Origin of the sequence: Myroides sp. 1354, from assembly GCF_030324495.1 — a bacterium.
Classification (GTDB): Bacteria; Bacteroidota; Bacteroidia; order Flavobacteriales; family Flavobacteriaceae; genus Flavobacterium.
On the sequence record NZ_JACAGN010000005.1, the window covers coordinates 108715 to 135474 of the forward strand.

The following is a 26760-nucleotide window of genomic DNA, read 5'->3' on the forward strand; positions in this document are numbered from 1 at the left end:
AGTTATAATTATTAAAGTACAATTTTAGATGGGCTAATTGCTGTTAAATATTTTCATATTGTGTGAATTTACTGTTTTTTATTCATTTTGTTATTGTTTAAAATAAAGTATATTGTTTTTTGATTAAAAATAACATTAATATGATATTTAACATAAATAAAAGCTTAATTTTAATACGATATTTTAAAATTAACACACAAAAAATAATAATTTATGAAACTAAAAGAATTTTTCGCTGTTTCCTTGTACTTTATTAGTTTTACTATATTCGCTCAAGTGGGAGTCTATACTAAAAATCCTAAAGTAACAATGGAAATACAAACTACAAATTCCGGACCTCCCAACGGATTTCTATTGCCTCGGGTAACTGTGGCTCAATTGGATGCAGATGCGGATAAATACGGAGAAGACCAACATGGAACCATGGTCTATGTGTTGGATTATGATTCGGAAAGTGGACCTACAACAGCTTTTATCTATAATCCGGGTATTTATGTATACAATGCTTATACAAGTTTGTGGCAACTCCAAGATTCTGAACCTTGGATGTCAATGGAAACAGGACTTCCGGCTTCGATGAATCATGAAGATATTTATCAAAATGGAAGGGTGGGAATTGGTACAAATAGGATTGACGAAACAGCTCAATTGGAGGTAACCTTTAATAATAAGGGAGTTTTAATTCCTCGACTTACAACAATTGAACGCAATTATATCGATAATCCAGCAAATGGATTACTGATTTTTAATACAACAACGAATTGTTTGAATTATTATGATGGACAAGTGAAACGTTGGTTGAGTATGTGTGGTACTTATGACCCTGCTGTATTTACCTTTTTGAACTGCGATCCTCCCGTTGGACCATTGGGAATTTATACGCAAGGTACCGCATTAAATAGTTCAAATACCTATACTTTATCTTTAAATATATCGGAACCGGGAACGTATCAAATCCTCGTGAGTACAGGAAATGGTTATTCTTTTTCTGGCTCTGGTGTTTTCACAGAAACGGGTAATCAGATTGTAGTGTTAGAAGGTCAAGGATCTCCTGTAAACGGACCAATTGAAAATGCAATAACCGTTAGATTTAATGGAATTGATGTTGTTGCAAATTGTAATTTACCTAAAATTACTGTACTAGGTGCTTCTACTCAATTCAACTTAAAATGTGGAGAAGCTGTGGTGCATGGAGATTATTTTGCTGATTTAGCTGTTACAGGCAATCACTATATAGATATTCCTATAGCCAATGTTATTACTCCTGGTGCAATTTTACTTGAAACACCGACAATTAATGGTGTTAAGTTTTCTACTGGATCTGTAAATATAACACATGCAACAACTTCTATTCGACTATATGCACAAGGTACACCTGCCGCACTTGGATCGAATAGCTATACTTTTGCAATTCCTACTACGCCAGCTGCAAACTGTTCATTTACTGTATTGACCAAGAGTGGAAGAGGAACCTTTGTACTACCTGCCAATCGCTGTACGGAAGTGTTAGATGATAATCCTGCTGCAACAGATGGCTACTATTGGGTGAAAGATAATTCCAATAACAAGTTTAAAACGTATTGTGATATGAGTAATGGGGGATGGACTTTAGTCAAATCAATGTCAGAGAAATTTATTTTTGTTGATTTCAAGAGTCAGACGGAATCCATAGGATCTCAACCTGGTAGAGGGATGGTAACGACTCAGAATGGCAAGTTTAACGAATATAATTTCTCTTTACCTGCTGCCGTAGTGAATAACGTAGGAAGTAGTCTAGGTGCAACGAAAAATTTTAGATTTACTATTAAAGAAAAAGGACATACCACAGATCCAAATGCAACTTATCAACAGGTGGAAAGCACAACAGTTGCTCCTATCAACGATCGTTGGACACAAGACAACTATTGGAATGTAACGACTTTATCAGGAAACCCAGCAACAAGTAATTTTAGTGGTAACTATACAAATAACACAACGGAAGGGAAAATTTTTGGAAAAACACTTGTAAAATCAGGAACATCGGGATCAAGTCAATATTATTACTTTGATGGGGTTCAGTTTGCAGTTAATCCTCCTGGAATGACAAGTAGTTCTGGTTTCTTTACGGGATTTTATGGTGCTTTAGGTTATGTTGCTAATACAAACGCAGCAAATAATGTAGCCTATGTTTATCCAGTAGGAACAGCTGGAGCTGGAAACTCCTTTATTTTCCGTAAATACGATATCAATGATTTATTTGGTCTTTATATGGGGACAGAGGCTCAGCTGAATCATCATATTGGAACGTGTAGTGATAGTACTGATGATTTTGGAGGAGCAAGTAGTTGTAGAGGAGGTTGGTCGAATTGGAGACAACACAAATTCAACAGAATTGGTACATCTAGTGTTTATGAAGGGCGAATTGTTCAATATTGGGTGAAATAACCCATAGGCTTTGATGAAAATTAGATTGTACACCTACATCAAAGCTACAATTACTATACAATTGAAGCGCTAAGCTTTATAGAAACAAAAAGAAACGACCTCCATTTTGGAGGTCGTTTTTGTTATGCATCGAAAGAAATGCACTTTGTTATTGTTTCAATGCTTCATTGACACTAGAAGGAGAAGAAAATAGTTGTTCTTGCTTAAACAAGAGGGTAAGAAACTCCTTGCCGATATAAGGATTGATTGTGTGTTGAAATTCTTTTTGTAGCGTAAAAACTGTAACTGTAGCATTTGAGGTGGGAGAATAAATAACATCTGTTCCCCACCAACCTCCGTGATAATAGGCCGGAAACCCCAAATCAAAATTAAAAATTCCAAGACAATATTTGGATTGGTCAGGAGGAAGTACATAGGTGTACATCTTTTGTAAAAGCGACTTATCTTCAATGATTTTTCCCTCAAATAAGTACTGAAAGAATAGAGCCGCATCTTTAGCTGTCGCCGCAATTCCACCACCACCATATAAATCCCAAGAAGAGTTAAGTTGATAAGAATTCCATTGTAATTTCGCTGCATATTGATGAGCCAAGGGTAAGGTATGTACGGGATAATCTTCTAATTGAAAAAACCAAGTATGATTTAGCCCTAATGCTTGGTATTTTAATAAAGTTCTAATAGCGATGTAAAAAGGCTGTTGCATTTGTTGCTCAATAATCTCTGTTAAGAGGAGATAGTTGATATCGCCATAACTGAAATGCGTTCCCACTTCCTGAGGTTTGCCAATTGCAAGAGAACGTTCAATTTGTTCATTTCTAGTCCATTGATATTGAGGATGTTCGTTAATATGCTGAAAATAAGATTCATCAACATAATCTTGAATTCCTGAAGTATGAGATAAGAGATGTCGTGGAGTAATAAGTTGTAAATTATAACCACTTTTTTTTAATTGACTTGTTGTTTGTGTACTTAGTAAAGTAGCAATCGATTGATCAAGTGTAAATTTCTTTTTTTCTACTAATCTCAGTATAGCAGCGGCAACATAGGGTTTGGTATTACTTGCAATCAAAACAGGTTGTTGGGCTGTTAATGGAGTTGTGGATAATTTTTCTGAAATACCTTTGGCATAACTCCAAGAAATGCTTTGATTGGGCGCCTCTACATGAACAAGAATACCTATTGCTTCAGGATGTTGATTGTAAATAGAATCAACAATTTTCTTAAACTGAGTTTGTAATTGTGCCCAACTTTCTAAGGAAACAAGCAAAATCAGAAATAAAAAAAAATGCTTCATATGATTGTTTAAATGCGTTTAGGGATGAAATGTACTAAAAAGTTAGAGTATGAAAGGGAAAATGCAAATTTAATTCAGGTGAGGTAGTGGAAAAGGAGGCTTTGGAGAAGGGAATAGATGCAATTGTCTTACTTTTGTAGGGTGTACGATTGATTAGGAACACTATAATAAGATTAATTATGGGCAGAAATACACCCGCAAATCGCAAAATTGTCAAAGATAAAATTGCAAAAAAGAAACAAAAAGAGCAAGAAGCTGCAGTAAAACGCAAAGCACTCTTGAAGGAAATTGTCAATCAAGTAACGAAAAAGGCATGAATTTTTTGTATTTAGTTGTATTTTTATTTGTTGGGTTTATTGGGTATGGTCAAAATACCATTGAAATATTCCAAGATAGAAAAACGGAGTTATTCTACGATAATTTAGGTGCTACATTAAAACGAAATCAATTGGATTCCATCCAACAGTCACCAACCAAAATAGTGCGTATCTGGGGCGGAGGAGGAATATACACTTGGAAAGACACCTTTGAATTTCAACGATTGTTTATTAATTCCGAAACACAGGAAATACAGCTGTTTAAAATGGAGGCAAAAAGACCAGATGAAATAGTAACACTTAAGGAAGTGCAAGCATTGAAATCTAAGATGGTCATTGATTGCCCTTCTTTAGAGGTGGAGTGGGTAGAACACCAACAGTATGTTGTGAAATCACTGGGATGTAATCGAGAAATACGATCAAAACTGGTTCAGATTTACGACGCTCTTATTTCTGATAAAATGGATGTTTTTATTCAGCAACTCCCTTCAGGATCCTATTATAATGGTATGCGTAATCTCTTGGTTAACCAACCGATAAGAGAAGAGACTCAAAAATCAAACTTGTATAAAAAGATAGAGGAGGAGTTTCACAAAAACGAAATTGATATAAGTAATCCTTTACAACAACCGTTGATTTATGTGGACAATAAAATGATTTACTTTGAAGATCTCAATCGACTGAAGGAGGAGGATATTTTATCTTCTTTCCTCTTAAAAGGAGTTGAAGCTACTGCGATGTATGGATCGATAGCGATGTATGGGGTGATTGTACTTAAGACCTCTTCTCATTTAAATTAGTTAGGATGGGCTGCTAAAAGAAGAAGTACAGTGGTCGTAATCGATATTTTTCTAAAAAAAAAAAGCCTATAACTCAGTGTTTTCTAGCTATTGCGTCTCCCAAAACAAAAACTATTGGCACGGAGAAATAGGCGTAAAATCTGTACGCTTGCTGTGTCTAACAACAATGGCGTAGGTTGAAAAAAAATCTGTTTCTACTGGCTCAAGTATATCATCATATTGTAAATAGACGAGGCTTATTTTTAAGATTACCATCGTTTGTATAGCTAAGAAAACAGTAAGTTATCTGAAATTGAGACAGTGTATTAAGGGGGATTTTAGAAAATTTACATAAAGGGGAAATTATTAGGGGTTAAACTTATTTTTGCATTTATTTTTGTTGTACCCGCTCAAAATAAAAGATTTTGAGCAGGGTTAAACAAACAAAAAACGAGATATTTAATCTCTAACATCAATGTCAGCTTATACTCGTAGGTATAAATATGGAGAGATTTTCTTCATTTACAGGCGTGTAATGAAATCCCTTTTGCTATTGTGAGAATAAGCAACAAAAACGTATTAAAAAAAAATTACATTGAAAAAGGTGAAGAGATGTTTACTCCTTAAAAGGGGTCTATTCGCTTCTTTTCTTATTGACTTAGCCGTTTGGGAGAGTTGAACCAAGCTATTTCGTAAGCGCAATAGGTGTACTACTGCGACTTTTTGGTGCGTGGATAGTTCAGTTTTTAAACTAAACTATCGCAATACGTGCCTCTTTAACAAATTCCCCTAGTATTTTTGGTTTTCTTTTGGAAAAAAATGAGAAATTTTTTACTTTTAGAGTGCAAAATCATGTAAAATAAAATATCAATTCCAAAAGCCCTTTGGGGTTTTGTTGTAAGAAGAAATGCAGAAGGGTATTCTAACCCTCTTGCAATACAAAGTAGCGTCAACTACTTGTGCGTAATCAATAAGTTTGGATGTATACAACGAACCTATAGCCCATAGGAAGTTTACTGTATATTTTGAACTTTGAACAACGGAGTTATAACCATAGGGGTTTATTTTATCTTTCCTAAAAAAGTGCTCTTTGTATGCGTGTAACTAAAACAAGAGAGGTTTAGGTGTGATTTAATAAATCACCGCAAAGGATAATAAACTTGGCTGTATTGATTATCGTTTGGCTAAGATACGAAAAAAAACATAACTCGGAAGTATTTCCGAAAAAAAATGAATAAAAATTTAGTATGCACAATAAAAATAGAAAAATCGTTGAATTTATTAGAGACGAATGGTTAATTAAACATTCTAACAATAGTCAGTTTGCAAGGGATCATGGCATAGATGAAAAAATCGTACGCCTGATTAAAGATGACAAGACCTATACCATTAGTTTAAATACATTAATCAAGATTTGTAATGCTAGAGAATTGTCTCTACATGAATTTTGTGGCCTAGCTCAAGTTTAAGAAATTCTATTATTTAACCATAAAAAAAGCCTTCTTAATTGAAGGCTTTGTATTTTATTTTAATTCACTTTTTTTGTACGTTACTGTAACGGGAAGTTTGTCTCCTCGCATACTGATATCATATACAACCGTTAATTTTATTTCTGTAACTGCTTGTATTTTTCTAGGGGTGTGTGCAGGATCATTACTAGTAAAGGTAATTACTTGATCCTTGATACTACCTTGAACAGCTGCTTTCACTTCTCCTTTTCTCGTTGTTTCAACAAGTGTTGCTTTGTCCTCAGTTAGTGTCATTACGTCTTGAATAACTGCATTTTCACCACCAGGCATATCAGAGAATTTATGTTTCATTGATGGGCCGTTAGGAATCGAATAAAACAAACTATCCGTTACCCAAGTTCCTTCGTAATCGCTTTTTTTGCGAATAACAGAGTTGTCATCACTTGAACAACTACCAATAGCAAATGGCAAAGCCAAAAATGCACAAATAGCAACTAATTTTTTCATTTTGTCGAGTTATTTTATTTTTTTTGTTAGATTTTTATTCAAAGCCTTTTACACTGTTGTTGTAAAGTTCGTCTTTTTCTTCTGTCGTAAGATTGCGCTTGTATTCCAACAAAGCTGATTCCCAATCTCCATATCCTGTGTTAGGTAAAACGATGAATCGCTTGCCGAATAACGCCTGGTTGTTTTTTACATTTTGCAAACGTTCAGCTTGTGTTTTCTTGTCAAATGCCGTAGAGAAATCAGATAGGTTATCTCCAAGGAGCATAACAATTTCGTGCGTTTCGCTTAGTTTTTGTCTTCTCGTTTCTTTGCTAGATTCTGTAGTGCGAACAATTAGGTGTTGTTCATCGGCAAAAGGGTAGTTGTATTTTTTCAAATTCTTCATCGTACCTGCCTTGTCATTTTGGGTGCGATTGGTAATATAATACACCTCAATTCCCTTAGACGCAGCATAATTGAAAAACTCTAAACTACCTAGTAAAGGCAAAGCTTCTCCTTTTGATGTCCAAGCATTCCACGTTTCTTCACTGAATACTTTTCCTTGACGTGCCATTTCCACAGCATAAGGAGAGTTGTCTAAAAACGTTTCATCAATATCAGTAACAATTGCCAAAGGTTTGTCAAATTGTTGGGTTAAGATTTCGTCCACTCTCAAAGTAGCTATATTGAAAGCTTGTGCAGCTAAGGCTTGATATTCAGCTGCATTTTGTTGAAATACAGCAGCGTATAATTTACCATTTACTTCAATATGGTGTAGTGGAGAGGTTGTTGAAGTAACTTGACTTGAAGGAGTTGTTTTACATGCAGCTAAAACAAGAAGTCCCGCAAGGAGGAAAGTTCTTTTTAACATATTCTAGTTTTACTTTTTATTATAGGGCAAAAATACAACATAAAATTAGAATAGTATACATTATCTAGAGGAAGCTAAAGAGAGATAAAAAAAAACCTTTCTATCTTCGGATGGAAAGGTTTTTAGTATCGTATATTGTTGTTGTTTACTCTTTGTATTCAGCCGCTTTTTCGTCAAATAGATCATCCACAGACCAGTAACGCTCACCCGTATCGTAATTGAAGGTTAGAATGGTTGCTCCTTCCTCAATTTCTGGTAATTTTTTTGCTATAGCTGCGAGAGAAGTTCCCGTTGAAATACCTGCTAAGATTCCTTCTTCTTTTGCAATGCGATTAGTATATTCAAATGCTTCCTCTTTGTCAATGGTAATAATCCCATCAAAAATCGCAGTATTCACTACTTTAGGAATAAATCCTGCACCAATTCCTTGTAGAGGGTGAGGACCTGGTTGTCCGCCACTTAAAACAGGTGAATTTTTTGGCTCAACTGCAAATACTTTTAGCTTGGGAAATTTCTCTTTTAATACTTCGGCCACTCCAGTAATATGACCTCCAGTTCCTACGCCTGTAATCAAGTAATCAATTCCTTCTGGAAAATCATTGATGATTTCCAAAGCAGTAGTTTTACGGTGAATTTCAGGATTTGAGAAGTTGTTGAATTGCTGAGGTACCCAAGCATTGTCCATTTGTTCTGCTAATTCAGTAGCTTTAGCTACAGAACCCGCTGTACCTAATTCTCTTGGCGTTAAAACAAATTTAGCTCCGAATGCGGCCATCAATTTTCTTCTTTCAATACTCATCGATTCTGGCATAACCAAAATTAATTGATAGCCCTTAACAGCGCATACCATGGCTAAACCAACTCCTGTATTTCCAGAAGTCGGTTCAATAATTGTCGTGTCTTTATTGATAATTCCCTTTGCTTCTGCATCTTCAATCATGGCCAAAGCAATGCGGTCTTTTAAACTTCCTCCTGGATTCTGTTTTTCTAATTTCATCCACACATTTAGGCTAGAGGGGAAGAGTTTATTGATTTTGACATGGGGAGTACGCCCGATAGTGTCTAAAATTGTTTGTGCTTTCATAAAACTATTTTTTTGTGTCGTTATATAATAAAATTGATAGGTTCTGGGTATTTATCAGTGTATTTGGAATATACTTTACTCTTGCTGTAAATAATAGAATTAGGGTCTACACTTTTGGTTAACCACACGTTCCCTCCAATGACAGAATCATGACCAATAATCGTGTCGCCTCCCAAAATAGTTGCTCCAGAGTAAATGACTACATTGTCTTCAATATAGGGGTGTCGACGGGTATTGGCTTTGTCTTTGGAAACAGAAATTGCCCCTAACGTAACTCCTTGATATATTTTTACATTGGTTCCAATGATACATGTCTCTCCAATAACAATCCCTGTTCCGTGGTCAATGCAAAAGTGCGAACCAATACTAGCTGCAGGATGGATGTCAATTCCCGTTTTATTATGGGCATATTCCGTCCAAATACGAGGAAGTAAACGCACATTCTGCTGTTGTAATTGGTGAGCAAAGCGATAAATCGCAATAGCGTAAAACCCAGGATACGCAATGTGTACTTCTTGTAAACAAGTAGCAGCAGGGTCATTCTCTAAAATAGCTGTTGCATCTGTGTTTAACAAACGATAAATGGAAGGCAACGCTTCAAAGAAATCATTGGCGATTTGATGAGAGCGATTCTCCTGATTGTTAATACTAAATAGAATGGAAATCATTTCATTCTTTAATGTATTTAGTCGAATATTAATTGCTTGCTCAGAATGATATCGCTTGTCTTCTAATTGAAATAAAAAATGAAAAAGAGTATCTGTAAACTGTTCCATTCTTTTTTTATCGAGAAAAGCATTGGTGCTTTCGTTTTTATGCAGTAATTCTTGAATAAAATAATCCATCAGATGTTAGATATTTATGGTTAAGAAATGATTGATTTCATGTTTGTTTTCATCCGTAAGTGGAGTCGCTTTTATTGGAAGTTCATGTGCCCCCCAAATTGAAAGTGCTTCTAGTACAGGATGAAGTGATTTGCCTTTTGCGCTTAATTGATATTCGATGATTACTGGAGTTTCCGTAATGATGCGCTCAATTAGATTCAATTGCTCCAATAGTTTTAGTTCAGAAGTCAACATTTTACTGCCAATTTTAGGTAAACATTGTTGGATAGTAGAATAACGTGCTTTGTCTACTTGAAACAGCGTTGTTAATATCGGAATTCTCCATTTACCACTGAGGTAATGAAGGGTGTGTTGAATGGTATGGAAATCTAATACAGTCATTTTAGGTTTCTTTTAAGAAAGTTACTTTCTTTGTAGAAAGCTAATGTAAGCAAAAGACAAGGAAATACAAGGAAATACAAGGAGGTTAACGTTTTTTTAGTATATATATCTACTAAATGTGACGAAATTTAGTTTTTATAGTGTATTAAATATACTCATTGCGAATAATGAGTATCTTTTTGGGATAATAATTGTTAAAAGCGAATAGGGACATGATAGGTTTCAGTAAATTAATCAGTATCTTTGATTTAAGAAAAATGGGGAGCGTTAGTTTCGACGCACTCTGAAAGAATGAATAGTTCTTTGTGTGTTTGTTTTGAAATAGATTTATTTTTAAGATTTCTTTTGAGCGGCTACTTGTAAGGAATTTGGTTTTGTTGTTTTGTTGTTCTATTTCAAATGGTAATTGACATGTACAAAGATACTATAATCCAAGAGAGTGCCTCAAAAAGGCACTCTCTATTATTTTCAAATCACAGACTCGCTGTAGTTTTAGTATAGCTTAAGTGGAGTTTCTATTCTTTAAAGGTTTACAATACTATATTACGTTTCGCGCAAAAGCCTACTAGTCCCCAACTTTTGCGCTTAATACGTAAAATAGCTTACCATAGATGGCTATTGTAGTAGTAGATGTGAGAAATAGAACATTAATTCGACGCATTTTTTCTTTTGCGATCTCTTATAAGATTTATCCCTAATTAATCGAAAGCGATTTTAAATTATTTCTATAAGCTTCGAGCATATCCGATTTTAAGATATAACCAAAATAAGCATTGTCTTTTTGTACCAGTAAAAAATCAGATTTTTTCAAATCAAAGCGATTGATGATGTGTTTGGTCGTATCATCATAGGAAACGGTAATGGGTTGTTCAATTAAATCAGCGATAGGAGTGAACTTGGTTTGAAAAGTGCTAAATACAATGGGACGCACGTGATTGAGGTTAATTACTCCAACAATGGTTTGATTTTCATCTACAACAGGAATAAATTCTTGTTGAGTTTGGGTGAAAATGGTTACTGCATCTTGTGTTGTTTGGGTCGATTTTAAAAGGTGGATGTCATTGCGAATGAAATCGTGTGCATTAATAGTCGACAAAATATTAGCATCTTTATCGGAGGTAAAGACCATTCCTGTTTCGGCAATAGATTTAATGTCCATGGAATACTTCTCCATGTGTTTGGCTATAGCAAAGCTGATGGATGAAACGATTAATAAAGGGACCATTAATCCGTAACCTCCTGTAATTTCGGCAATCAAAAAGATTCCTGTTAATGGAGCGTGAAACAAACCGCTAATGACTCCCGCCATTCCCACTACGGTAAAATTGTGAATCGGCATATCTTTTACTCCCAAAAGAGAAAAGAATTTAGCTACGGTAAATCCAAGATAAGATCCAACAAATAGAGAGGGCGCAAAGTTTCCTCCATTTCCACCACTTCCCATAGTTAATCCTGCAGCAAATGTCTTAACTAAGGCTGCTCCGGCAACAAAGAGTAGAAGAACCCATTCATTGGTGGAGAAATTTTTTAACAAGGTATTGTTGAGGATTGTTTCTGGATGATCGCCCGCAAGTATTTTAATACTTTCATATCCCTCTCCAAAGAGTGTAGGGAAAAGGAAAATTAAAACAGCTAACATCGTAGCCCCTATGAGGGCTTTTTTATATGCGTGATTGGTAAATTTGGAAATATACGCTTCCGTTTTTCGAAACATACGAGCATGGTATACGCAGAATAACCCCGCGAGAATACCCAAAATAACGTAATATCCTGTATTGAACGTATCAAATACCAATTGCTTTTTGAAAGAAAGTAGGATATCCTCTTTGATGATTAAATCTGTGACAATCGTTCCTGTAGCAGAAGCAATCATAATGGGGATAAAAGCAGAAACTGTAATATCAGCTAATACAATTTCAATGGCGAAAAGTACGCCGGCAATTGGTGCATTAAAAGCGGCAGATATCCCTGCAGCCACTCCACATCCCAATAATAAAATTCGATCTTTATAACTCAGCTTGTAGTTTTGAGCAAAATTAGATCCAAAAGCCGCTCCTGTAATGGCAATTGGTGACTCTAAACCCAAAGATCCCCCCATACCAACAGTTAAGGAACTGGTGACAATCTGAGAGTACATTTGTTTTTTAGGCATCACTCCCGAACGCTTGGCTACGGCAATCATAATCTGATAAGTCCCTTTTTCAATGCTGCCATTTAAGAACTTACGCACAACAAATACAGTCAATAGAATCCCTATAATAGGCAAGATACTATTGGTGTATGGCAAGTGAGAAATATTGTCGATATAGGTGGCAAATTTGAAAACGGCATGGGCAAATGACTTTAATATGGTCACGGCTATAGCACTAGAAGCTCCTACTAAAACGCAGGACAAATACAAAAATTGGCGATCCGAAAGAATCGATTTTAAAAAAAATAAAATACCTTCTGCATACCGAAAGGTTTGCTTACAATAGTGGGCAATACGTTTTTTATTCCAAATTTTCATCTTGCAAAAATAGCCTAAATAGTCAATAAAAGTGATTCAGTCTACAATATTTTTTATGCTAAAAATAGTTTAAATACTCGTAAAACGCGGGCTTTTTTGAACGAATGCGACATGAAGTTCTAATTCTTTGAAAAATTCAGTAAAATCGCGTTCTAATTCCTCATAGTGTTCAACTAATTCTCTGGTGGACTGAGACATCTTCGAAATTCCCTTTGTTCTTCGATCCATTTGTTGGAGAATATACCCTAATCCTTCTATCGTTTCATAGCAGGTAAACCAATTTTCTCGAATCATAATGGACAAAAAATTTTGAATTTTTACAGGAAGTAGATCAAAATTGCGCTCTAGGGTATTATAAAATTCAGTGGCATATGTTGCTAAAGGAACATTGTGATAAATAGCCCAATTCTTGGCGAGAAAATGGTCGTAATACATATCAATAATTACAGCGGCATAATGATTGTAAACAGGAACCAATAACTTTTTGTCTTTGCGCCAAATAGGGTGAGTATCTGTATAAGTATCAATCTCTCGATGCAAGAGGATTCCATGTTGAATACCTTTTGGAAATTCGAGATATTGTTTACCGCGAACACTATCTGCTATAAAATTGCCAATAGCTTTCTCTTCATCTTGACCCGATAAATAAACATGTGCTAAAAAATTCATTCGATTGCTTTAAAATCAAATTTACAATTTTAGCTTAGTATTTGAAAGTATAAGCGATTGAATTGTTCTATATTTGTTGGTAAGAAAAAAAAATAAAGATATGACACTGATAAAATCAATTTCAGGAATACGAGGTACAATAGGAGGAAAGGTGGGCTTTAATCTAACGCCTATTGACGCTGTTAAATTTGCTTCTGCTTATGGAACATTTTTAAAAAACAATAGTGGTAAAGAACAATTAAAAGTTGTTATTGGTCGTGATGCTCGTTTATCTGGACCGATGATTCACAATTTAGTGATGCAAACCTTAGTAGGATTGGGAATTGACGTAATTGATTTAGGCTTGTCTACAACGCCAACAGTAGAAGTCGCTGTACCTATGGAAGGTGCGGATGGTGGAATTATTTTAACCGCTTCTCACAATCCAAAACAATGGAATGCTTTAAAGTTATTAAATCACAAAGGAGAGTTTTTAAGTGGAGCTGAAGGAGAAATTATTCTGGAAATTGCGGATCAAGATGCTTATGTATTTGCAGAAGTAGATCGCTTAGGAAGCATTACAGAAAGAAATGACTATATGGATATTCACATTGAGGAAATTTTGAAATTGAAATTAGTCGATGTAGAAGCAATTAAAAAGCGCCAATTTAAAGTTGTTGTAGATGGGGTTAACTCATCTGGAGGGATTATTATTCCTGCTTTATTGCGAAAATTAGGTGTTGAAGTGGTCGAATTATACTGTGATCCTACAGGACATTTTCCACATAACCCAGAACCGTTAAAAGAACATTTACAAGATATTTGTGCTTTAGTAAAAGCAGAAGGTGCTGATTTTGGTATTGTGGTAGATCCAGATGTTGATCGTTTGGCATTTATTTCTAATGATGGTGAAATGTTTGGGGAAGAATATACTTTGGTTGCTGTAGCTGATTATGTGTTGAGTAAAACACCAGGTAATACGGTTTCAAATTTATCATCTTCTCGTGCTTTGCGTGATGTGACGGTAAATCGAGGCGGAAATTACCAAGCAGCAGCAGTAGGAGAGGTGAATGTAGTGGAGTTGATGAAAGCGACAAACGCAGTAATTGGCGGAGAAGGAAATGGTGGAATCATCTATCCTGAAATTCACTACGGACGCGATGCATTAGTAGGGGTAGCCTTGTTTCTAACGCATTTGGCCAATCAATCACTAACGGTAGCTGAATTAAGAGCCACGTATCCTCAATATTATATGAGTAAAAACAAAATCGAATTAACACCAAAGTTGAATGTCGATATGATTTTAGAGCTCATTGCTGAAAATTATAAAAATCAAGAAATAAGTACGATTGACGGGGTGAAGATTGACTTTCCAACGAGTTGGGTACACTTGAGAAAATCAAATACAGAACCAATTATTCGTATTTATACAGAAGCACCAACCCAAGAAGACGCGGATGGTTTAGCAGCTCGTATGATGGAAGAATTACGCGTAATTGCGGGAATCTAATCGGAAAATAATTAAGCACAAAAAAAGCGAAAGATCATCTTTCGCTTTTTTTTATAGATTAAATTTTTAATTTCTCTCCTCATCATCTATCTCATCGAGTTGCTATTTTGTTTTGGTGTTCGATGAATATATCTCACCGAGTTGCTATTTTGTTTTGGTATTCGATGAATCTACACTTCGTTTCGATTTTCACTTCGTTTCGATTTTCGCTACGCTACGATTTCATCATCTCATATCTTACCTATTTATTGAACAACAGCGGAAGGAATAGGTGTATTACTGTGTACGATAATAAACGTTGAAATCGCATAAAAAGCTTTATCATCTGGGTTGTTTGCTGTCCAAGGTTCAAACTTATAGTCGAAATTTAATGTTTTATTTTTTAAATCACCTGTTAGGTTATTGATATAAGGAGAAACCACCATCCCTGGGCACCAACCTGCGCGATCATCTCTCCATGTTCCTGGACTCTGGTTGTTGATTGGATTGTTGGCACAACCAATAGGGCCCATATAATGTTCAAAAGCATTTGCTCCTTCTAATTGGATGTGGTGAGTTCTAAAACACCATTCTGCACATCCTCTTCTAACTCTATTTTCATCTATATCAAAGGGTGTAGCATGTCCCCAACCAGAAATTGTCGTTCTAAAATACGCTAGTTCGGTATTGGCCGGTAATTTTACACTTCTCGTTAAATCTGTCACTTGTCCAGTTCCATAAGGTACACCATCAATAGAGGATTGGTTGTATTGAAATAATGGGGTTACTGCCGAATACTTATAGGCGGTCTCTCCATAGATAAAGTCAAAATCAACACTGTATACGCGTCCTTTAGCTAACCAAGTTTCGGTGTATATCTTTAATTCTACATCACCTGTTAATAGTGATTTGAAATCCGTTACGTCAAATTCCCATCCTCTTGGCAGTTTTTCAGAACCTACCCAATATGGAGTGATAAAACGTCCGATTTCATACCATTCATTCGTCTTTTTGTTTTTTACATAGACATTGGCAAAGCGATCCCATTCGTCACATTCTTTATTTTGACAAGGGTTTTGCACGTACATTTTAATTGCTTTTACTTTCTCAATATCAGTAGGAAAAGTAAAAGCTCCTTCTGCACTTTGGGATAAACCATCTCCAAAGCCCACTTTTACATCTTTAAAGGTCGTATAGTTAAATGTTCCTGTTTTGGTAGGTTCTTCAATTACAGGATTGTCGTCGTCACCCGAATCTGGATTTTCTTTTTTCGGAGAAGAGTCATCCGAAGAACAAGCGGTACCTAATAGTAAACCGCAAACTAGAAAACTAAGTAATAAAATTTTTTTGCTCATTGTTTTTTGTCAGATGTTATAAAAATGTGAATATAGTTAAAAAAAAATTAAAATATATAAGGGAGAACAAAAATAAAATACTTTTTTCATCTGCTCTTTTTATGGATTACTGATAACTAAATTTTGAGAATCAATAAGTTTTCCGTCTGTGTATAGCATTATTTTATACATACCACTAACATATTTTGACGTATCTAATGTAATTTGATTTTTACTTATATCTAAAGGGTATGAAACTCCATTGCTAGGGGTGCCGCGATAGATAGGAATAAGAGTTACATGAGCCTTTGTCGCTGAATTAATTGTGTATTGAATAGTACATTGACCATTGGCAGGATTTGGATATAACAAGATTAACGAATTGGGGTGCATGGAAATCACTACTTGATCGGTTGATTTATATCCATCTAAGACAGAAGTTACTTCTAATGTATAGGTTTGCGGGATAATAAGGGAAGAAATCTGAAAACTCTTTTCTTGAGCTATTAGGTTTCTTGATTCATCATACCAATTATACGAAACTGCTTCTGCTATATCATTTGCTTGTAAAGTTACCTTATCATTTTTATTTACTTGTTGATCTTCTCCTGCATTTGCAGTAAAACGAGGCTGTGTTTCTTTTTCAATTAAGAAGTTAAATGCACCAATATTTTTCTTTGTTTCAGTTTCTTGCTGTGTAACATGATAGAGGTAAGGGCTTTTGGAAATCTCTTTTTGATGTGAGAAATCAAAATGTAATTTCACCGCACCGATTTGGTTTGCAGCTAGTACTAGATGTTCTAAACTGGCTGCACTGTCTGTAATGAAAAGTTGATTTTTAATTGTACTCTCTTTAATCGCATGCCCTTTTTTACCTCCTTTTACCCAGGCCTGATACAAAATAGGATCTAGTTCTGCTATAATTGTTGCTTCTTGACTCCTTGTTTTTTGATCATCTTGCGTATCTACGTTTAACAATAGGTTAAATTTTTTTGTAACAGAATCTGGATTGCTTACAAGAAGAACATCATTTACAGGTTGTGGTTTTATAATCGAAATACCTAAAATAGTTGTATTTTTTAAGGCAATATTGTTGTTGTTAAGAATATTGGTAAATAAATCTCTTTCCTCAGGAACAGTCATCCAATCTTCTTCCGAAACAATACGTGCGAGTAGAGAAAATGAATTTGAATCTTCAAAGAATGTGCCATAGCTTGAAGGATTTGGTACATTGGTCCAAGGTATTTTTACTATTGTTGATTCGCCAGGTTGTAAAATAGGAATACTTTGTTTGTTAATTAATCCACCTAACGGAATGTTGTTGTAAGTTAAATTACCATTCCAAAACATCTCCCATTCTTGTGCTGTTCCTCCTTTAGACCAATGTAGACTTATTGAATCTTGAATATTTGAAGGTTTAGAACCACCATTTGTAATACGAATATTAATGTAATTACTATAAAATGTCCCATATCTAATCGTTTGATGTGTAGTATTATTATCTATCATTCTTCTGTTCCAAATGTCTGGACTGTCTGAAAGAGAAGAATAACTAGTGAAATGTCGAGGTTCTTGTCCGTAATCATAAGGAGAAATTCGAATATAAAGGTCTTGATCAATCATTTTTTTTGCTGTCTTGACTGCTTTGCCTGCATCAACTAATCCATATCCAACTTCTTTATTCCATCTACCATTAGTTTTGTCATTATACTCTAGGTAAGAGTAAAGATCAGGTCGCACTTTTTGAGCTGTATTTTCTATAATATTTTGTGCTTCAAGACCAGATAAATTTGGATTCATAGATAAAACTAAAGCAGCAACTCCAGCTACATGAGGACATGCAGCAGATGTGCCATTAAAGTTTCTGTAATCATTATTGTTTGTCGTAGTAGGGATGCTAATCCCTGGAGCAACAATATTTAGTGCTGATCCATAATTTGAATAATCAACTCTATTACCTTGTCTATAAATGGATCCAACTGCCATAACTTTATGGTATCTAGCTGGGTAGCTAACTGTAGTTTCAGTATTATTTCCAGAGGCAAATATCACAATACTTCCTTTACCATTTCTTCCATATAGTACAGCATTGTCTATTGCATTATATCTAGTAGAGGTACTACTCCCTCCACTCCATGAATTGCTCAGTACATCTGCTCCTAGTTGCCAAGCGTTGTTAATTGCATTTACTATTCCTATTTCTTCAGTATACCATTGGTATCGTTCATTTATAGCATTATAGTAATTATAAGCAATTCGAATAGGAATAATTTTAGCATTATAAGCAACCCCTGCAATCCCAATATTATTGTTGGCTTGTGCTGCAATTATCCCAGCACAAGCTGTACCATGAGAATCTGTAGGATTACAGCCTCCATTTGTAATTCCAAAAGCATCATAGCCTGGTAGTAAGTTCTGAATTAAATCAGGATGATTCAATTCTACTCCATCATCTATAACGGCGACTTTTATGTCTTGTCCTGTTGCATATTGCCATGCTTCTTCTGCATTGATATCTATACCTATAGTCCCTTGATTTTGCCCTGTATTTTTTAAAGACCATTGTTCATTATATAATGGATCTTGCGTACTAGGTGTTAAAAAATAAATGAAATTAGGTTCGGCATATTCAATTTTAGTTTCATTTTTATTTAAGTTGCTAATGAAGTTCAATATCGCTGTTATGTCTTTTTCTTGAATTTGTATTTGATATAAGTTAGGTTCAAATTGGTTTTTTTCTATTTTTTCCGTTTTCCATTTAGCAGTAATGTCATTAATATTAATATCTTTTTTGAGTTTAATAAGTAATTGATTCGTAACTACTTGTTCTGTTCCATCTGCATAGGAGAGTATAGGGAAAATCTTTGTAAACAGGTGTTGCTGCTTTTCAATAGACTGTATTTTTCCTATTCCTTTACCTTCGGTGATTGGAACAAATTCTTTAATGTAGTTTCTGAGCTCTTTCTCTTTGGATTTTTCATATTCAAAGTAATATTTGTCCTGGACTAGATTAAAATAAGTTTCTCCTAATTTTGAAGTATAACTTATTGTAGGTTGGCCATGAGAATAAATGGAAAATAATATTCCCAAAATAATTAATTTCATTTTACTCATAATAGTTTTTTATTAGAAAGGTTAGTGTATCTGTGTTTTGATTAAAGATTAATTATTTATTTTTAATACAATATAGTTAAATTATATTAAAAAAATAAATTTATAACTAGTCTCTAAATTGTACTGGATTTAAAATATTTTAGTATTTAAAGTTGGTTAAGAATAAGACTTATAAATAAGGAAGGATATTCAATTTGTATTAATTATAGAGGAGAAATAATTTTAGACGACTTAAGAACGGTTATTTTTAATAACTTTAAAACATAAAATTTAATGATATCACTATGACATCACAGCCTAAACCGTTAATTCCCAATTCTATTTTAGTGCAATTGGCCTTTTTAGTCTTAATTCTCTTTGTTTTTTATCTATTGGCAAGTAACCTGGTCTTTTTTCTTCCTGGTTTTTTAGGAGCCTTGTGTTTATTTGTGCTTTTACTTACCCCTTATCGTTGGATGACACAGAAAAAAGGATGGAATAAGAATTTATCCATTATTTCACTGATGTTGGGAAGTAGCCTTTTGGTACTGGCTCCATTGTATTTGCTAATTCAAACGCTAACAGAAAAAGTTTTAGTAGTATTACAAGATAAAGATAAAATTCAAGCAGGAATAGAGTCAACGGTTCGCAGTTTAAGAGAGAATTACAACATTGATATTTTTAATGAAAACACCATAAGTAAAGCGACAGAACTGGGGACACAAGCATTTCAAGCTATTGTCAATACATCCGTAAACAGTGTGGTAGAAATTGGAGTCGCTTATTTGATGTTGTATTTTTTATTGAAAGAATATCAGCAAATTCAAGCTTGGTTGACGCGTTATTTACCGATGCAGGCGAGTAATATGGATGAATTAAAGGTAGATATGAAACGCTTGGTTGTTTCCAATAGTGTAGGAGTGCCCTTGACAGCTTTTATTCAAGGAATTGTCGCTTTTATTGGTTATTTGATTTTTGGCGTAGAAGATGCTTTTGTATTTTTTATTCTTACGGCATTTGCTTCTTTGTTGCCCGTTGTTGGAGCAGCGGTTATTTATGTTCCTTTGATTGTGATGATGTTGGCCAATGGTCAACAAGGCAGTGCAATAGGTTTGCTTATTTACTGCCTCGTTGTTGTGGGTACCTCTGATAATTTAATTCGTTTTTTACTGCAAAAGAAAATGGCAGATGTTCATCCTTTAATCACTATTTTTGGTGTTATTGTAGGGGTGAATGTATTCGGATTCATCGGAATTATATTCGGACCTATTTTATTTTCTCTTTTTATGTGGTTGGTTAAAATCTACTACAGAGAATTTGTGGAGGCTAATAAATCAAAAATTATTGAAAAATAGCAATTCATGCAGTTTATTTATATTCACGGTTATGGCTCCAACAGGGAGTCTAGAAAATATATTCTACTTCAACAACAACTAGCAGCCTATCAGACTAGTTGCCCGGAATGGAGCCCAGAAACTGATTTTACGACTTGGTTAAATCAACTTTACCACACTGTTGAGCAAGAGCAAATGGTTGTCGTTGTTGGTGATTCTACGGGAGCTAATTTTGCGTATCAGTTAAAGGAAATGCGAAAGGTTCAAGGATTACAAACGATACTCGTTTTATTGAGTCCGCTGCTGTGTTATGATCATCGACTCAATAAGGAACTGGTATTTACAGCAAACCTCAAAAATAGTTTACAAAATATTCCATCTCCTGCAGAAGCATTAATTTTAATCGGAAAGGAAGATGAAACCTTGGATTTGAGGCAATTGAATCCTTATGCTTGTGAAAATAGTGAAGTGATTTATATTGATGATTCTCATCGTCTGCCACTATTTGAGCAATATTTAGGACTCATAGCAGATTATGTGAAGCGTCAACGTTTGATTTTATCTAAATAGAAGGGAGAAACGCTTGGTTTGAATTATCTTTGTTTAGCTCAATTAAATGATATTGGATTATGAATGGAAATACTTTCGGCAACTATTTTAGTTTAACGACTTTTGGTGAATCTCATGGCGAAGCCTTGGGAGGTATTATTGATGGATGTCCTTCAGGTATCGAATTGGACATGCAGGCAATTCAGCGTGAAATGGATAGGCGCAAACCAGGTCAGTCTACTTTGGTGACTCAACGCAAAGAGGCAGATGAAGTTCGTTTTTTGTCGGGTATTTTTGAGGGAATCACAACAGGAACTCCCATTGGTTTTACTATTGAAAATACCAATTCAAAATCACAAGATTACGAGCATATTAAACAAGCGTATAGACCCAGTCATGCGGATTATGTCTACGATCAAAAATACGGTATACGCGATTATAGAGGAGGAGGAAGAAGCTCGGCTCGTGAAACAGCATGTAGGGTAGTAGGAGGTGCTATTGCCAAGCAAATAATAGCTCCGATGCAAATTACGGCTTATGTGTCTGCTGTAGGGAATATCCGTTTGGAACAGCCTTATACAGCCTTAAATCTAGAAGCTGTTGAATCCAATGCTGTGCGTTGTCCTGATGCAAAGATGGCTCAAGCCATGGAAGATCTGATTCGCCAAGTGAAAAAAGAAGGAGATTCAGTTGGTGGAGTGATTACTTGTGTGGTGCAGAATGTTCCGGTTGGACTTGGAGCTCCTGTTTTTGATAAATTAGATGCGGAATTAGCAAAAGCAATGTTGAGTATCAATGCGGTAAAAGGGGTGGAATTCGGTAGTGGGTTCGCAGGAACACAACTTAGAGGTAGCCAACACAATGATATTTTATTGCCCAATGGTATTACTCAAACGAATAATGCGGGTGGAATTGTTGGAGGAATTAGCAATGGGATGGATATTTTCTTCAACGTCGCGTTTAAACCAACAGCAACTATTATGAAAGATCAAAAGTCTATCAATGCGGATAATGAAGTGGTTACTGTACAAGGTAAAGGACGCCATGACGCTTGTGTATTACCAAGAGCTGTACCCATCGTGGAAGCGATGACTGCTTTGGTCATACTTGATATGGTTATTGAACAATACGGCAAACAAGGGTTGAAAAAATTAAATAAAAAATAATTTTTGAATTTTAGCTGTACCCATCGTGGAAGCGATGACTGCTTTGGTCATGATTGATATGGTTATTGAACAATACGGCAAACAAGGGTTGAAAAAAATAATCAGTTATCAGTTATGAGTTATCAGTTATGAGTTATCAGTGATCAGTTAGGAGTTGAACATCCCTAAATACAGTTGACCGTTTTTTAACCGAAAATTTCCACAACAACAAACAACCAACAACAAACAACCAACAACCAACAACCAACAACAAACTATTCCTGAAGCATATATCCTGTTCCTTTGATAGTGTGAATGAGTTTACCTTCTGTTTCGTCGATTTTATTTCGGATGTAGGAAATATACACATCTACTACATTGGTATTGGTGTCATATTGAATGCCCCAAACTTGTTCTAAAATTTGCGTTCTTGAGATAACACGTCCTTTATTTTCTAATAAATACAATAGCAATTTGTATTCTTTAGGGGATAAATCAATGATTTTTCCCCCTTGAGATACAATATGTTTTTCTGGGTCTAGTTGTAGATCTCCGCAATTATAGGATTTATTCTGATTTTCGTAGTTGAATTTGGTTCGACGCGTTAATGCATTGATACGCGATAACAATTCGCTGAAATGGAAAGGCTTGGTTAGATAATCATCTGCTCCTCCATCTAATGCGTCAATTTTGTCTGTGGTATCACTAAGTGCACTTAACATTAAGATAGGGGTGTAGTCTTTCTTAAAGCGGATCATCTTCGTCAATTGAATACCGTCAATATCTGGCAACATAATATCCATGAGAATCAAATCCCAATCGCCATTGAGAATGAGTTTTCTTGCCTCATCTCCTGAGGAAGCAAGTTGAACATGCATGCCTTTTTCTTCTAATCCTTTGACTATGAACTCACTGATTCGCTTGTCGTCTTCAACTAATAATATATTCACTACTTACTGCTATTTGAATTTGATTTCATAAAATCAGACACAAGATACGCTATTAATTTTCCAACAACGTGATTATTGGTCGAAAAATCCAAAGAAGGAGCACCTTCACAAATATGCAAATAAGCTACATTTGTCGATTCTGCAAAGAAATGCAAGAATTGACGGGTGCGTTCTGCGGAAAAACCAGTAGGGGTAATAGCACTACTAGCAATTTGTGGAATGGCATCTAAATCAATTTCAATTCCATAAAAACCAGTGTCAATGTGTTTCTTTGCATTGAGTAATTCATTGCTAAATGATTTCTCTTTTCTGATATTCATTTGTTCGTATGTATTGTATTTCACGCGATCAGCATGTAACTTGATGGCGCTAAAAATACCTTTAGACGTATAATTTTCGTGAAGTCCAAAGATGAAGTAATTCTTGAGGAATCCCTCCTCAAAGGCATACGAAAAACCATTACCACTATGTCTACCTTCTAGCGGTCTAAAATCAGTATGAGCATCAAAGTTGATGGCATTAATTGCTTTGCCTTTTGCCAAGGCCGTCCCTTTGATATTCCCATAGGCATTGTTATGACCACCGCCAATCACAATGGGAATTTTTCCTGCTTTTACGATTTTGGCAATGAGGTGAGAAACTTCTTTGTCAATCAGTTGAACAAGCTCAAATAGACGCTTGCGATCTGCTTTATTTGAGGGGTCCAATTGCTGAGCTTCTTCTACCTCTGCTGAAAAATCAAGATGTCCTAAGATTGTAACCCAATAGCCTTTGTTAAATCGATTGTGTTGAATATTTAAAAAAGTGGCGATAAATTTATCCCAAGCACTCGCTGCTCCCATGCGACCAAAATTAGCTTTTACACCAATATCCTCAGGAATACCCAAAACAACATATTTGCTTTCGTTTTGAGCCAATTCTCTTTCCCAATCTAAGGGTTGTTGAATCAGGTGAACACGTTCTCCTAATTTGATTTCCCCATTTCTTAAACTCGTCAATGCAAGTAAATTGTCTCTTGTAAAAATCGTCAGTTTAGTCTGTGTCATGTCGCGGTATTTTAAAGCTGCGTTTATTAGTTTTTATACGGTTGAACTTGCCCATTCAAAATTACAGTATCTATTAGATTACTGGCAAAGGCATAGGGGATTTCATAGAATGAATGTAAAGGTTTAGTGATAATGACACTTGCTTTTTTTCCTTTGGTAATACTGCCGTGTGTTTCACCAACTCCCATTGCGTATGCGCCATTAATAGTTGCCGCATTAATCGCCTCTTCTGGAGTTAATTTCATTTTAATACAAGCCGTTGCTACAACAAAGTTCATATTTCCAGAAGGTGTTGTTCCTGGGTTTGAATCAGAAGCAAGAGCAAGGGGTAATCCCTCAGCTAGCATTTTCTTAGCTGGCGTATAAGGAATAGAAATGAAGAAAGAACAAGTAGGTAAGGCTACTGGCATGGTTTTGCTGTTTTTTAATACTGCAATATCTTCATCGGTTACAATTTCTAAATGGTCTACAGAAAGCGCATTATGCTTTACACAAGCTTCAATTCCGTTAATAGCTGTAAACTGATTCACGTGAATCTTAGCGCGTAAACCATATTGTTTCCCAGCCTCCATGATGCGTTCGGTTTCTTCTACAGAAAAATACCCCGTTTCTAAGAAGGCGTCAATATATTCAGCCAAATTCTCTTTTGCAATTGCGGGAATCATCTCGTTGACAATTAGGTCAATATAGCCTGTGTGGTTGTCTTTGTATGCACTAGGAAAGGCATGAGCCCCTAAAAAAGTCGCTTTGATGGCAATGGGATAGTTTTCTTTTAAGCGTTTGATTACGCGTAACATCTTTAATTCCGATTCAACTGTTAAACCATAACCTGATTTAATTTCAACGGCCCCTGTGCCTTGTGCAATGACCTCTTCTAATCGAACTTTGGATTGCTCATACAAATCAGCCTCACTCGTTTCTTGTAATTTTTTGGCAGAATTTAAAATTCCTCCCCCGCGATTGAAAATTTCTTCATAGCTCAAACCATTAATGCGATCAACAAATTCCAAGGTTCTATTTCCTGCATATACCAAATGCGTATGGCTGTCTACCCAAGTTGGAAGTACAACACATCCTTGAGCATCAATGACCTCAGCTATGCTGTCATCTTCCTCAGGACAATGTTCCATGGTGCCATAATCCAAAATAAGCTCATCTTCTATAAGTAAAAAAGCATGCTCTATTTTGGGTAAAACTTTCATGTCACTTCCTGAAATCATTTCAACGTGAGTCGCTCTAGTTTGTAGTAATTCTTTTATGTTTTTGATTAAAATTTTCATTGTTGTTTGTTATTTTTTTACGTAGCCTTAAAAGTACAGTTTAAAAATGTTATATATTTAAACAAATTTACGAATGTGAGACGAGTTAAATATAGTAAAATAAGAAAACTTCAGCCAAATACTTTGGAATATTCTGGTTCTTTTCCAGATGTACCTATTTCGATGCAGTTATTTATTTATACTGAAGACCATTTCGAAGAGTATAATGATTTAAGTCTGAAGGAAATAGAAGAAGTTTTGAAAAATTCCAGTGCAGATTCGATCAAGTGGTTCAATTTACACGGATTACATGATATCGAACTATTGCAGGAAATTGGAGAGTTTTTTCAAATTCAATCCTATATTATGGCTGAAATTTTGAATTTCGGAAGGCGTACAAGAGTAGAAGATTTAGATGACACCCTCTTTTTTAGCTTGAAAGCCTTATTGCCCTATCAAGATGCCAATCAAAATGTAGAAATAGAGCAAATTAGCTTCATTTTGAAGTCGAACATACTCTTGTCTTTTCAAGAGAAACGCGGGGACTTTTTTCATATTATTCGAGAGCGAATACGCTTGAAAATTGGACAAGTTCGCAAACGAGATACAGGGTATTTGTTGTATTTGCTGATGGATTCACTCATGGATAGTTTTTTTGTCACTCTGGATGTTGTAGAAGATAATGTAGAGCAAATTCTCCTTGATGCAAGAGCGAAATATCATCGAGATACACTCATTGGTATTGAAGAATACACACAAGAGTTAAATGATATCAAGCGAGCGGTTATGCCGATGCGAGAGATTTTGAATAATGTTCGAACCTTGCATGATAAAAAACATCCACATATGATTATTAGTAAAGATAGCTTGCTTTTTTATGATCGATTGCAGTATAAAAGCATTGAAATTCTCGATCAGATTGAGTATAATCTCAATAAGTTGGATAGTGCAACAAACTATTACTTCTCTTCTCAAAGCAACCGTATGAATGAAATTATGAAGGTATTGACTATTGTGTCGGTCATCTTTATTCCGTTGACTTTTATTGTGGGAGTATATGGAATGAATTTTGAGAATATGCCCGAACTCCAAATGGAAAACGGATATTACATCACCCTCATTGGCATGTTTTTACTGGTATTAGCCATGATAGCCTATTTTAAATGGAAACGTTGGTTTTAAAGAAATAAAGAACAAAAGCCCAACGGAAATTGTTGGGCTTTTGCATAGGAAACAACATATAACTTAGATAAAGTATAACACTTTATATAGTTCGATTTTAGTCTTGAAAAAAGTACGGAAGTAACCGAGTTTACTAGTATTACTCCGCCTGTATTTTCTTAGTCGAACAAATTTAGATAACCTTCCTCAGTTGAACTAATTTATTTTCTTAAAAAGTAATTAAAGATATGGTAAATCTTGGTGCTAATCGTTAAAAATAAAAGATGTTTTGC

Annotated in this window: 22 protein-coding genes; 9 read left to right on the forward strand and 13 right to left on the reverse strand. The window is 35.2% G+C overall.

Annotation, left to right across the window (positions count from 1 at the left end):
- The first annotated feature begins 213 nt into the window (after positions 1-213).
- Complete coding sequence (locus HX004_RS07345; RefSeq protein WP_286441748.1) at positions 214-2424, forward strand: phage tail-like protein; 2211 nt, start codon at positions 214-216, stop codon at positions 2422-2424.
- A gap of 148 nt (positions 2425-2572) precedes the next feature.
- On the opposite strand, the gene HX004_RS07350 is transcribed toward HX004_RS07345, so the two are convergent.
- Positions 2573-3718: a serine hydrolase domain-containing protein gene (locus HX004_RS07350; protein WP_286441750.1), complete on the reverse strand. Its 1146-nt coding sequence runs from the start codon at positions 3716-3718 to the stop codon at positions 2573-2575.
- 179 nt (positions 3719-3897) lie between these two features.
- Here HX004_RS07350 and HX004_RS07355 point away from each other — a divergent pair, with 179 nt between their 5' ends.
- The 3 genes from HX004_RS07355 to HX004_RS07365 all read left to right on the forward strand — a co-directional run bounded on the left by HX004_RS07355 (position 3898) and on the right by HX004_RS07365 (position 6283).
- On the forward strand, positions 3898-4035 hold the full coding sequence (locus HX004_RS07355; RefSeq protein ID WP_286441751.1) for a hypothetical protein: 138 nt from the start codon (positions 3898-3900) through the stop codon (positions 4033-4035).
- Positions 4032-4835, forward strand: coding sequence for a hypothetical protein (locus HX004_RS07360; RefSeq protein ID WP_286441753.1), 804 nt, complete (start codon positions 4032-4034; stop codon positions 4833-4835). The genes HX004_RS07355 and HX004_RS07360 overlap by 4 nt, the downstream gene beginning before the upstream one ends.
- A gap of 1226 nt (positions 4836-6061) precedes the next feature.
- On the forward strand, positions 6062-6283 hold the full coding sequence (locus HX004_RS07365; protein ID WP_286441754.1) for a helix-turn-helix domain-containing protein: 222 nt from the start codon (positions 6062-6064) through the stop codon (positions 6281-6283).
- Positions 6284-6337: 54 nt separating this feature from the next.
- On the opposite strand, the gene HX004_RS07370 is transcribed toward HX004_RS07365, so the two are convergent.
- From HX004_RS07370 to HX004_RS07400, 7 genes are all read right to left on the reverse strand, one after another.
- Positions 6338-6790, reverse strand: coding sequence for a hypothetical protein (locus HX004_RS07370; protein WP_286441755.1), 453 nt, complete (start codon positions 6788-6790; stop codon positions 6338-6340).
- Between the two features lie 34 nt (positions 6791-6824).
- The gene (locus tag HX004_RS07375) at positions 6825-7640 is read right to left on the reverse strand and encodes a 5'-nucleotidase, lipoprotein e(P4) family (RefSeq protein ID WP_286441756.1); all 816 of its coding nucleotides are present in this window, start codon (positions 7638-7640) and stop codon (positions 6825-6827) included.
- A 145-nt stretch (positions 7641-7785) separates the two neighbouring features.
- The gene (gene cysK, locus HX004_RS07380) at positions 7786-8724 is read right to left on the reverse strand and encodes a cysteine synthase A (RefSeq protein ID WP_286441757.1); all 939 of its coding nucleotides are present in this window, start codon (positions 8722-8724) and stop codon (positions 7786-7788) included.
- 20 nt (positions 8725-8744) lie between these two features.
- Positions 8745-9569 (reverse strand): serine O-acetyltransferase, encoded by an 825-nt coding sequence (locus HX004_RS07385; protein ID WP_502888466.1) that lies wholly within the window; start codon positions 9567-9569, stop codon positions 8745-8747.
- Between the two features lie 6 nt (positions 9570-9575).
- Positions 9576-9950, reverse strand: a complete 375-nt coding sequence (locus HX004_RS07390) for a winged helix-turn-helix transcriptional regulator (RefSeq protein ID WP_286441758.1) — start codon at positions 9948-9950, stop codon at positions 9576-9578.
- A 694-nt stretch (positions 9951-10644) separates the two neighbouring features.
- A complete protein-coding gene (locus HX004_RS07395; protein ID WP_286441759.1) occupies positions 10645-12459 on the reverse strand; it encodes a chloride channel protein in 1815 nt (604 codons plus the stop codon).
- A 69-nt stretch (positions 12460-12528) separates the two neighbouring features.
- On the reverse strand, positions 12529-13128 hold the full coding sequence (locus HX004_RS07400; RefSeq protein WP_286441760.1) for an acyl carrier protein phosphodiesterase: 600 nt from the start codon (positions 13126-13128) through the stop codon (positions 12529-12531).
- Between the two features lie 100 nt (positions 13129-13228).
- On the opposite strand from HX004_RS07400, the gene glmM reads away from it, so the two are divergent.
- The gene (glmM, locus tag HX004_RS07405; RefSeq protein WP_286441761.1) at positions 13229-14617 is read left to right on the forward strand and encodes a phosphoglucosamine mutase; all 1389 of its coding nucleotides are present in this window, start codon (positions 13229-13231) and stop codon (positions 14615-14617) included.
- Between the two features lie 245 nt (positions 14618-14862).
- On the opposite strand, the gene HX004_RS07410 is transcribed toward glmM, so the two are convergent.
- Together HX004_RS07410 and HX004_RS07415 are read right to left on the reverse strand one after the other, a co-directional pair.
- Entirely contained in the window at positions 14863-15951 is a 1089-nt protein-coding gene (locus tag HX004_RS07410) for a peptide-N-glycosidase F-related protein (RefSeq protein WP_286441762.1), read from the reverse strand.
- A gap of 99 nt (positions 15952-16050) precedes the next feature.
- Positions 16051-19044 (reverse strand): S8 family serine peptidase, encoded by a 2994-nt coding sequence (locus tag HX004_RS07415; RefSeq protein ID WP_286441763.1) that lies wholly within the window; start codon positions 19042-19044, stop codon positions 16051-16053.
- A 284-nt stretch (positions 19045-19328) separates the two neighbouring features.
- Between HX004_RS07415 and HX004_RS07420 the strand changes: the two genes are divergently transcribed.
- Genes HX004_RS07420 through aroC form a run of 3 tightly spaced genes read left to right on the forward strand, consistent with a single transcriptional unit; the run spans position 19329 to position 22072 of the window.
- Positions 19329-20378 carry an AI-2E family transporter gene (locus tag HX004_RS07420; protein ID WP_286441765.1) on the forward strand — a complete coding sequence of 350 codons (1050 nt, stop codon included), beginning with the start codon at positions 19329-19331 and terminating at the stop codon, positions 20376-20378.
- Between the two features lie 6 nt (positions 20379-20384).
- Complete coding sequence (locus HX004_RS07425) at positions 20385-20927, forward strand: YqiA/YcfP family alpha/beta fold hydrolase (protein ID WP_286441766.1); 543 nt, start codon at positions 20385-20387, stop codon at positions 20925-20927.
- Positions 20928-20986: 59 nt separating this feature from the next.
- Complete coding sequence (gene aroC / locus HX004_RS07430; protein ID WP_286441767.1) at positions 20987-22072, forward strand: chorismate synthase; 1086 nt, start codon at positions 20987-20989, stop codon at positions 22070-22072.
- A 254-nt stretch (positions 22073-22326) separates the two neighbouring features.
- On the opposite strand, the gene HX004_RS07435 is transcribed toward aroC, so the two are convergent.
- Genes HX004_RS07435 through hutI form a run of 3 tightly spaced genes read right to left on the reverse strand, consistent with a single transcriptional unit; the run spans position 22327 to position 25327 of the window.
- On the reverse strand, positions 22327-23001 hold the full coding sequence (locus tag HX004_RS07435) for a response regulator transcription factor (protein WP_286441769.1): 675 nt from the start codon (positions 22999-23001) through the stop codon (positions 22327-22329).
- Positions 23001-24047: a formimidoylglutamase gene (locus tag HX004_RS07440; RefSeq protein WP_286441771.1), complete on the reverse strand. Its 1047-nt coding sequence runs from the start codon at positions 24045-24047 to the stop codon at positions 23001-23003. The genes HX004_RS07435 and HX004_RS07440 overlap by 1 nt, the downstream gene beginning before the upstream one ends.
- A gap of 26 nt (positions 24048-24073) precedes the next feature.
- Positions 24074-25327: an imidazolonepropionase gene (gene hutI / locus HX004_RS07445; protein ID WP_286441772.1), complete on the reverse strand. Its 1254-nt coding sequence runs from the start codon at positions 25325-25327 to the stop codon at positions 24074-24076.
- A 75-nt stretch (positions 25328-25402) separates the two neighbouring features.
- Here hutI and corA point away from each other — a divergent pair, with 75 nt between their 5' ends.
- Entirely contained in the window at positions 25403-26488 is a 1086-nt protein-coding gene (gene corA / locus HX004_RS07450) for a magnesium/cobalt transporter CorA (RefSeq protein ID WP_286441774.1), read from the forward strand.
- Positions 26489-26760: the final 272 nt, after the last annotated feature.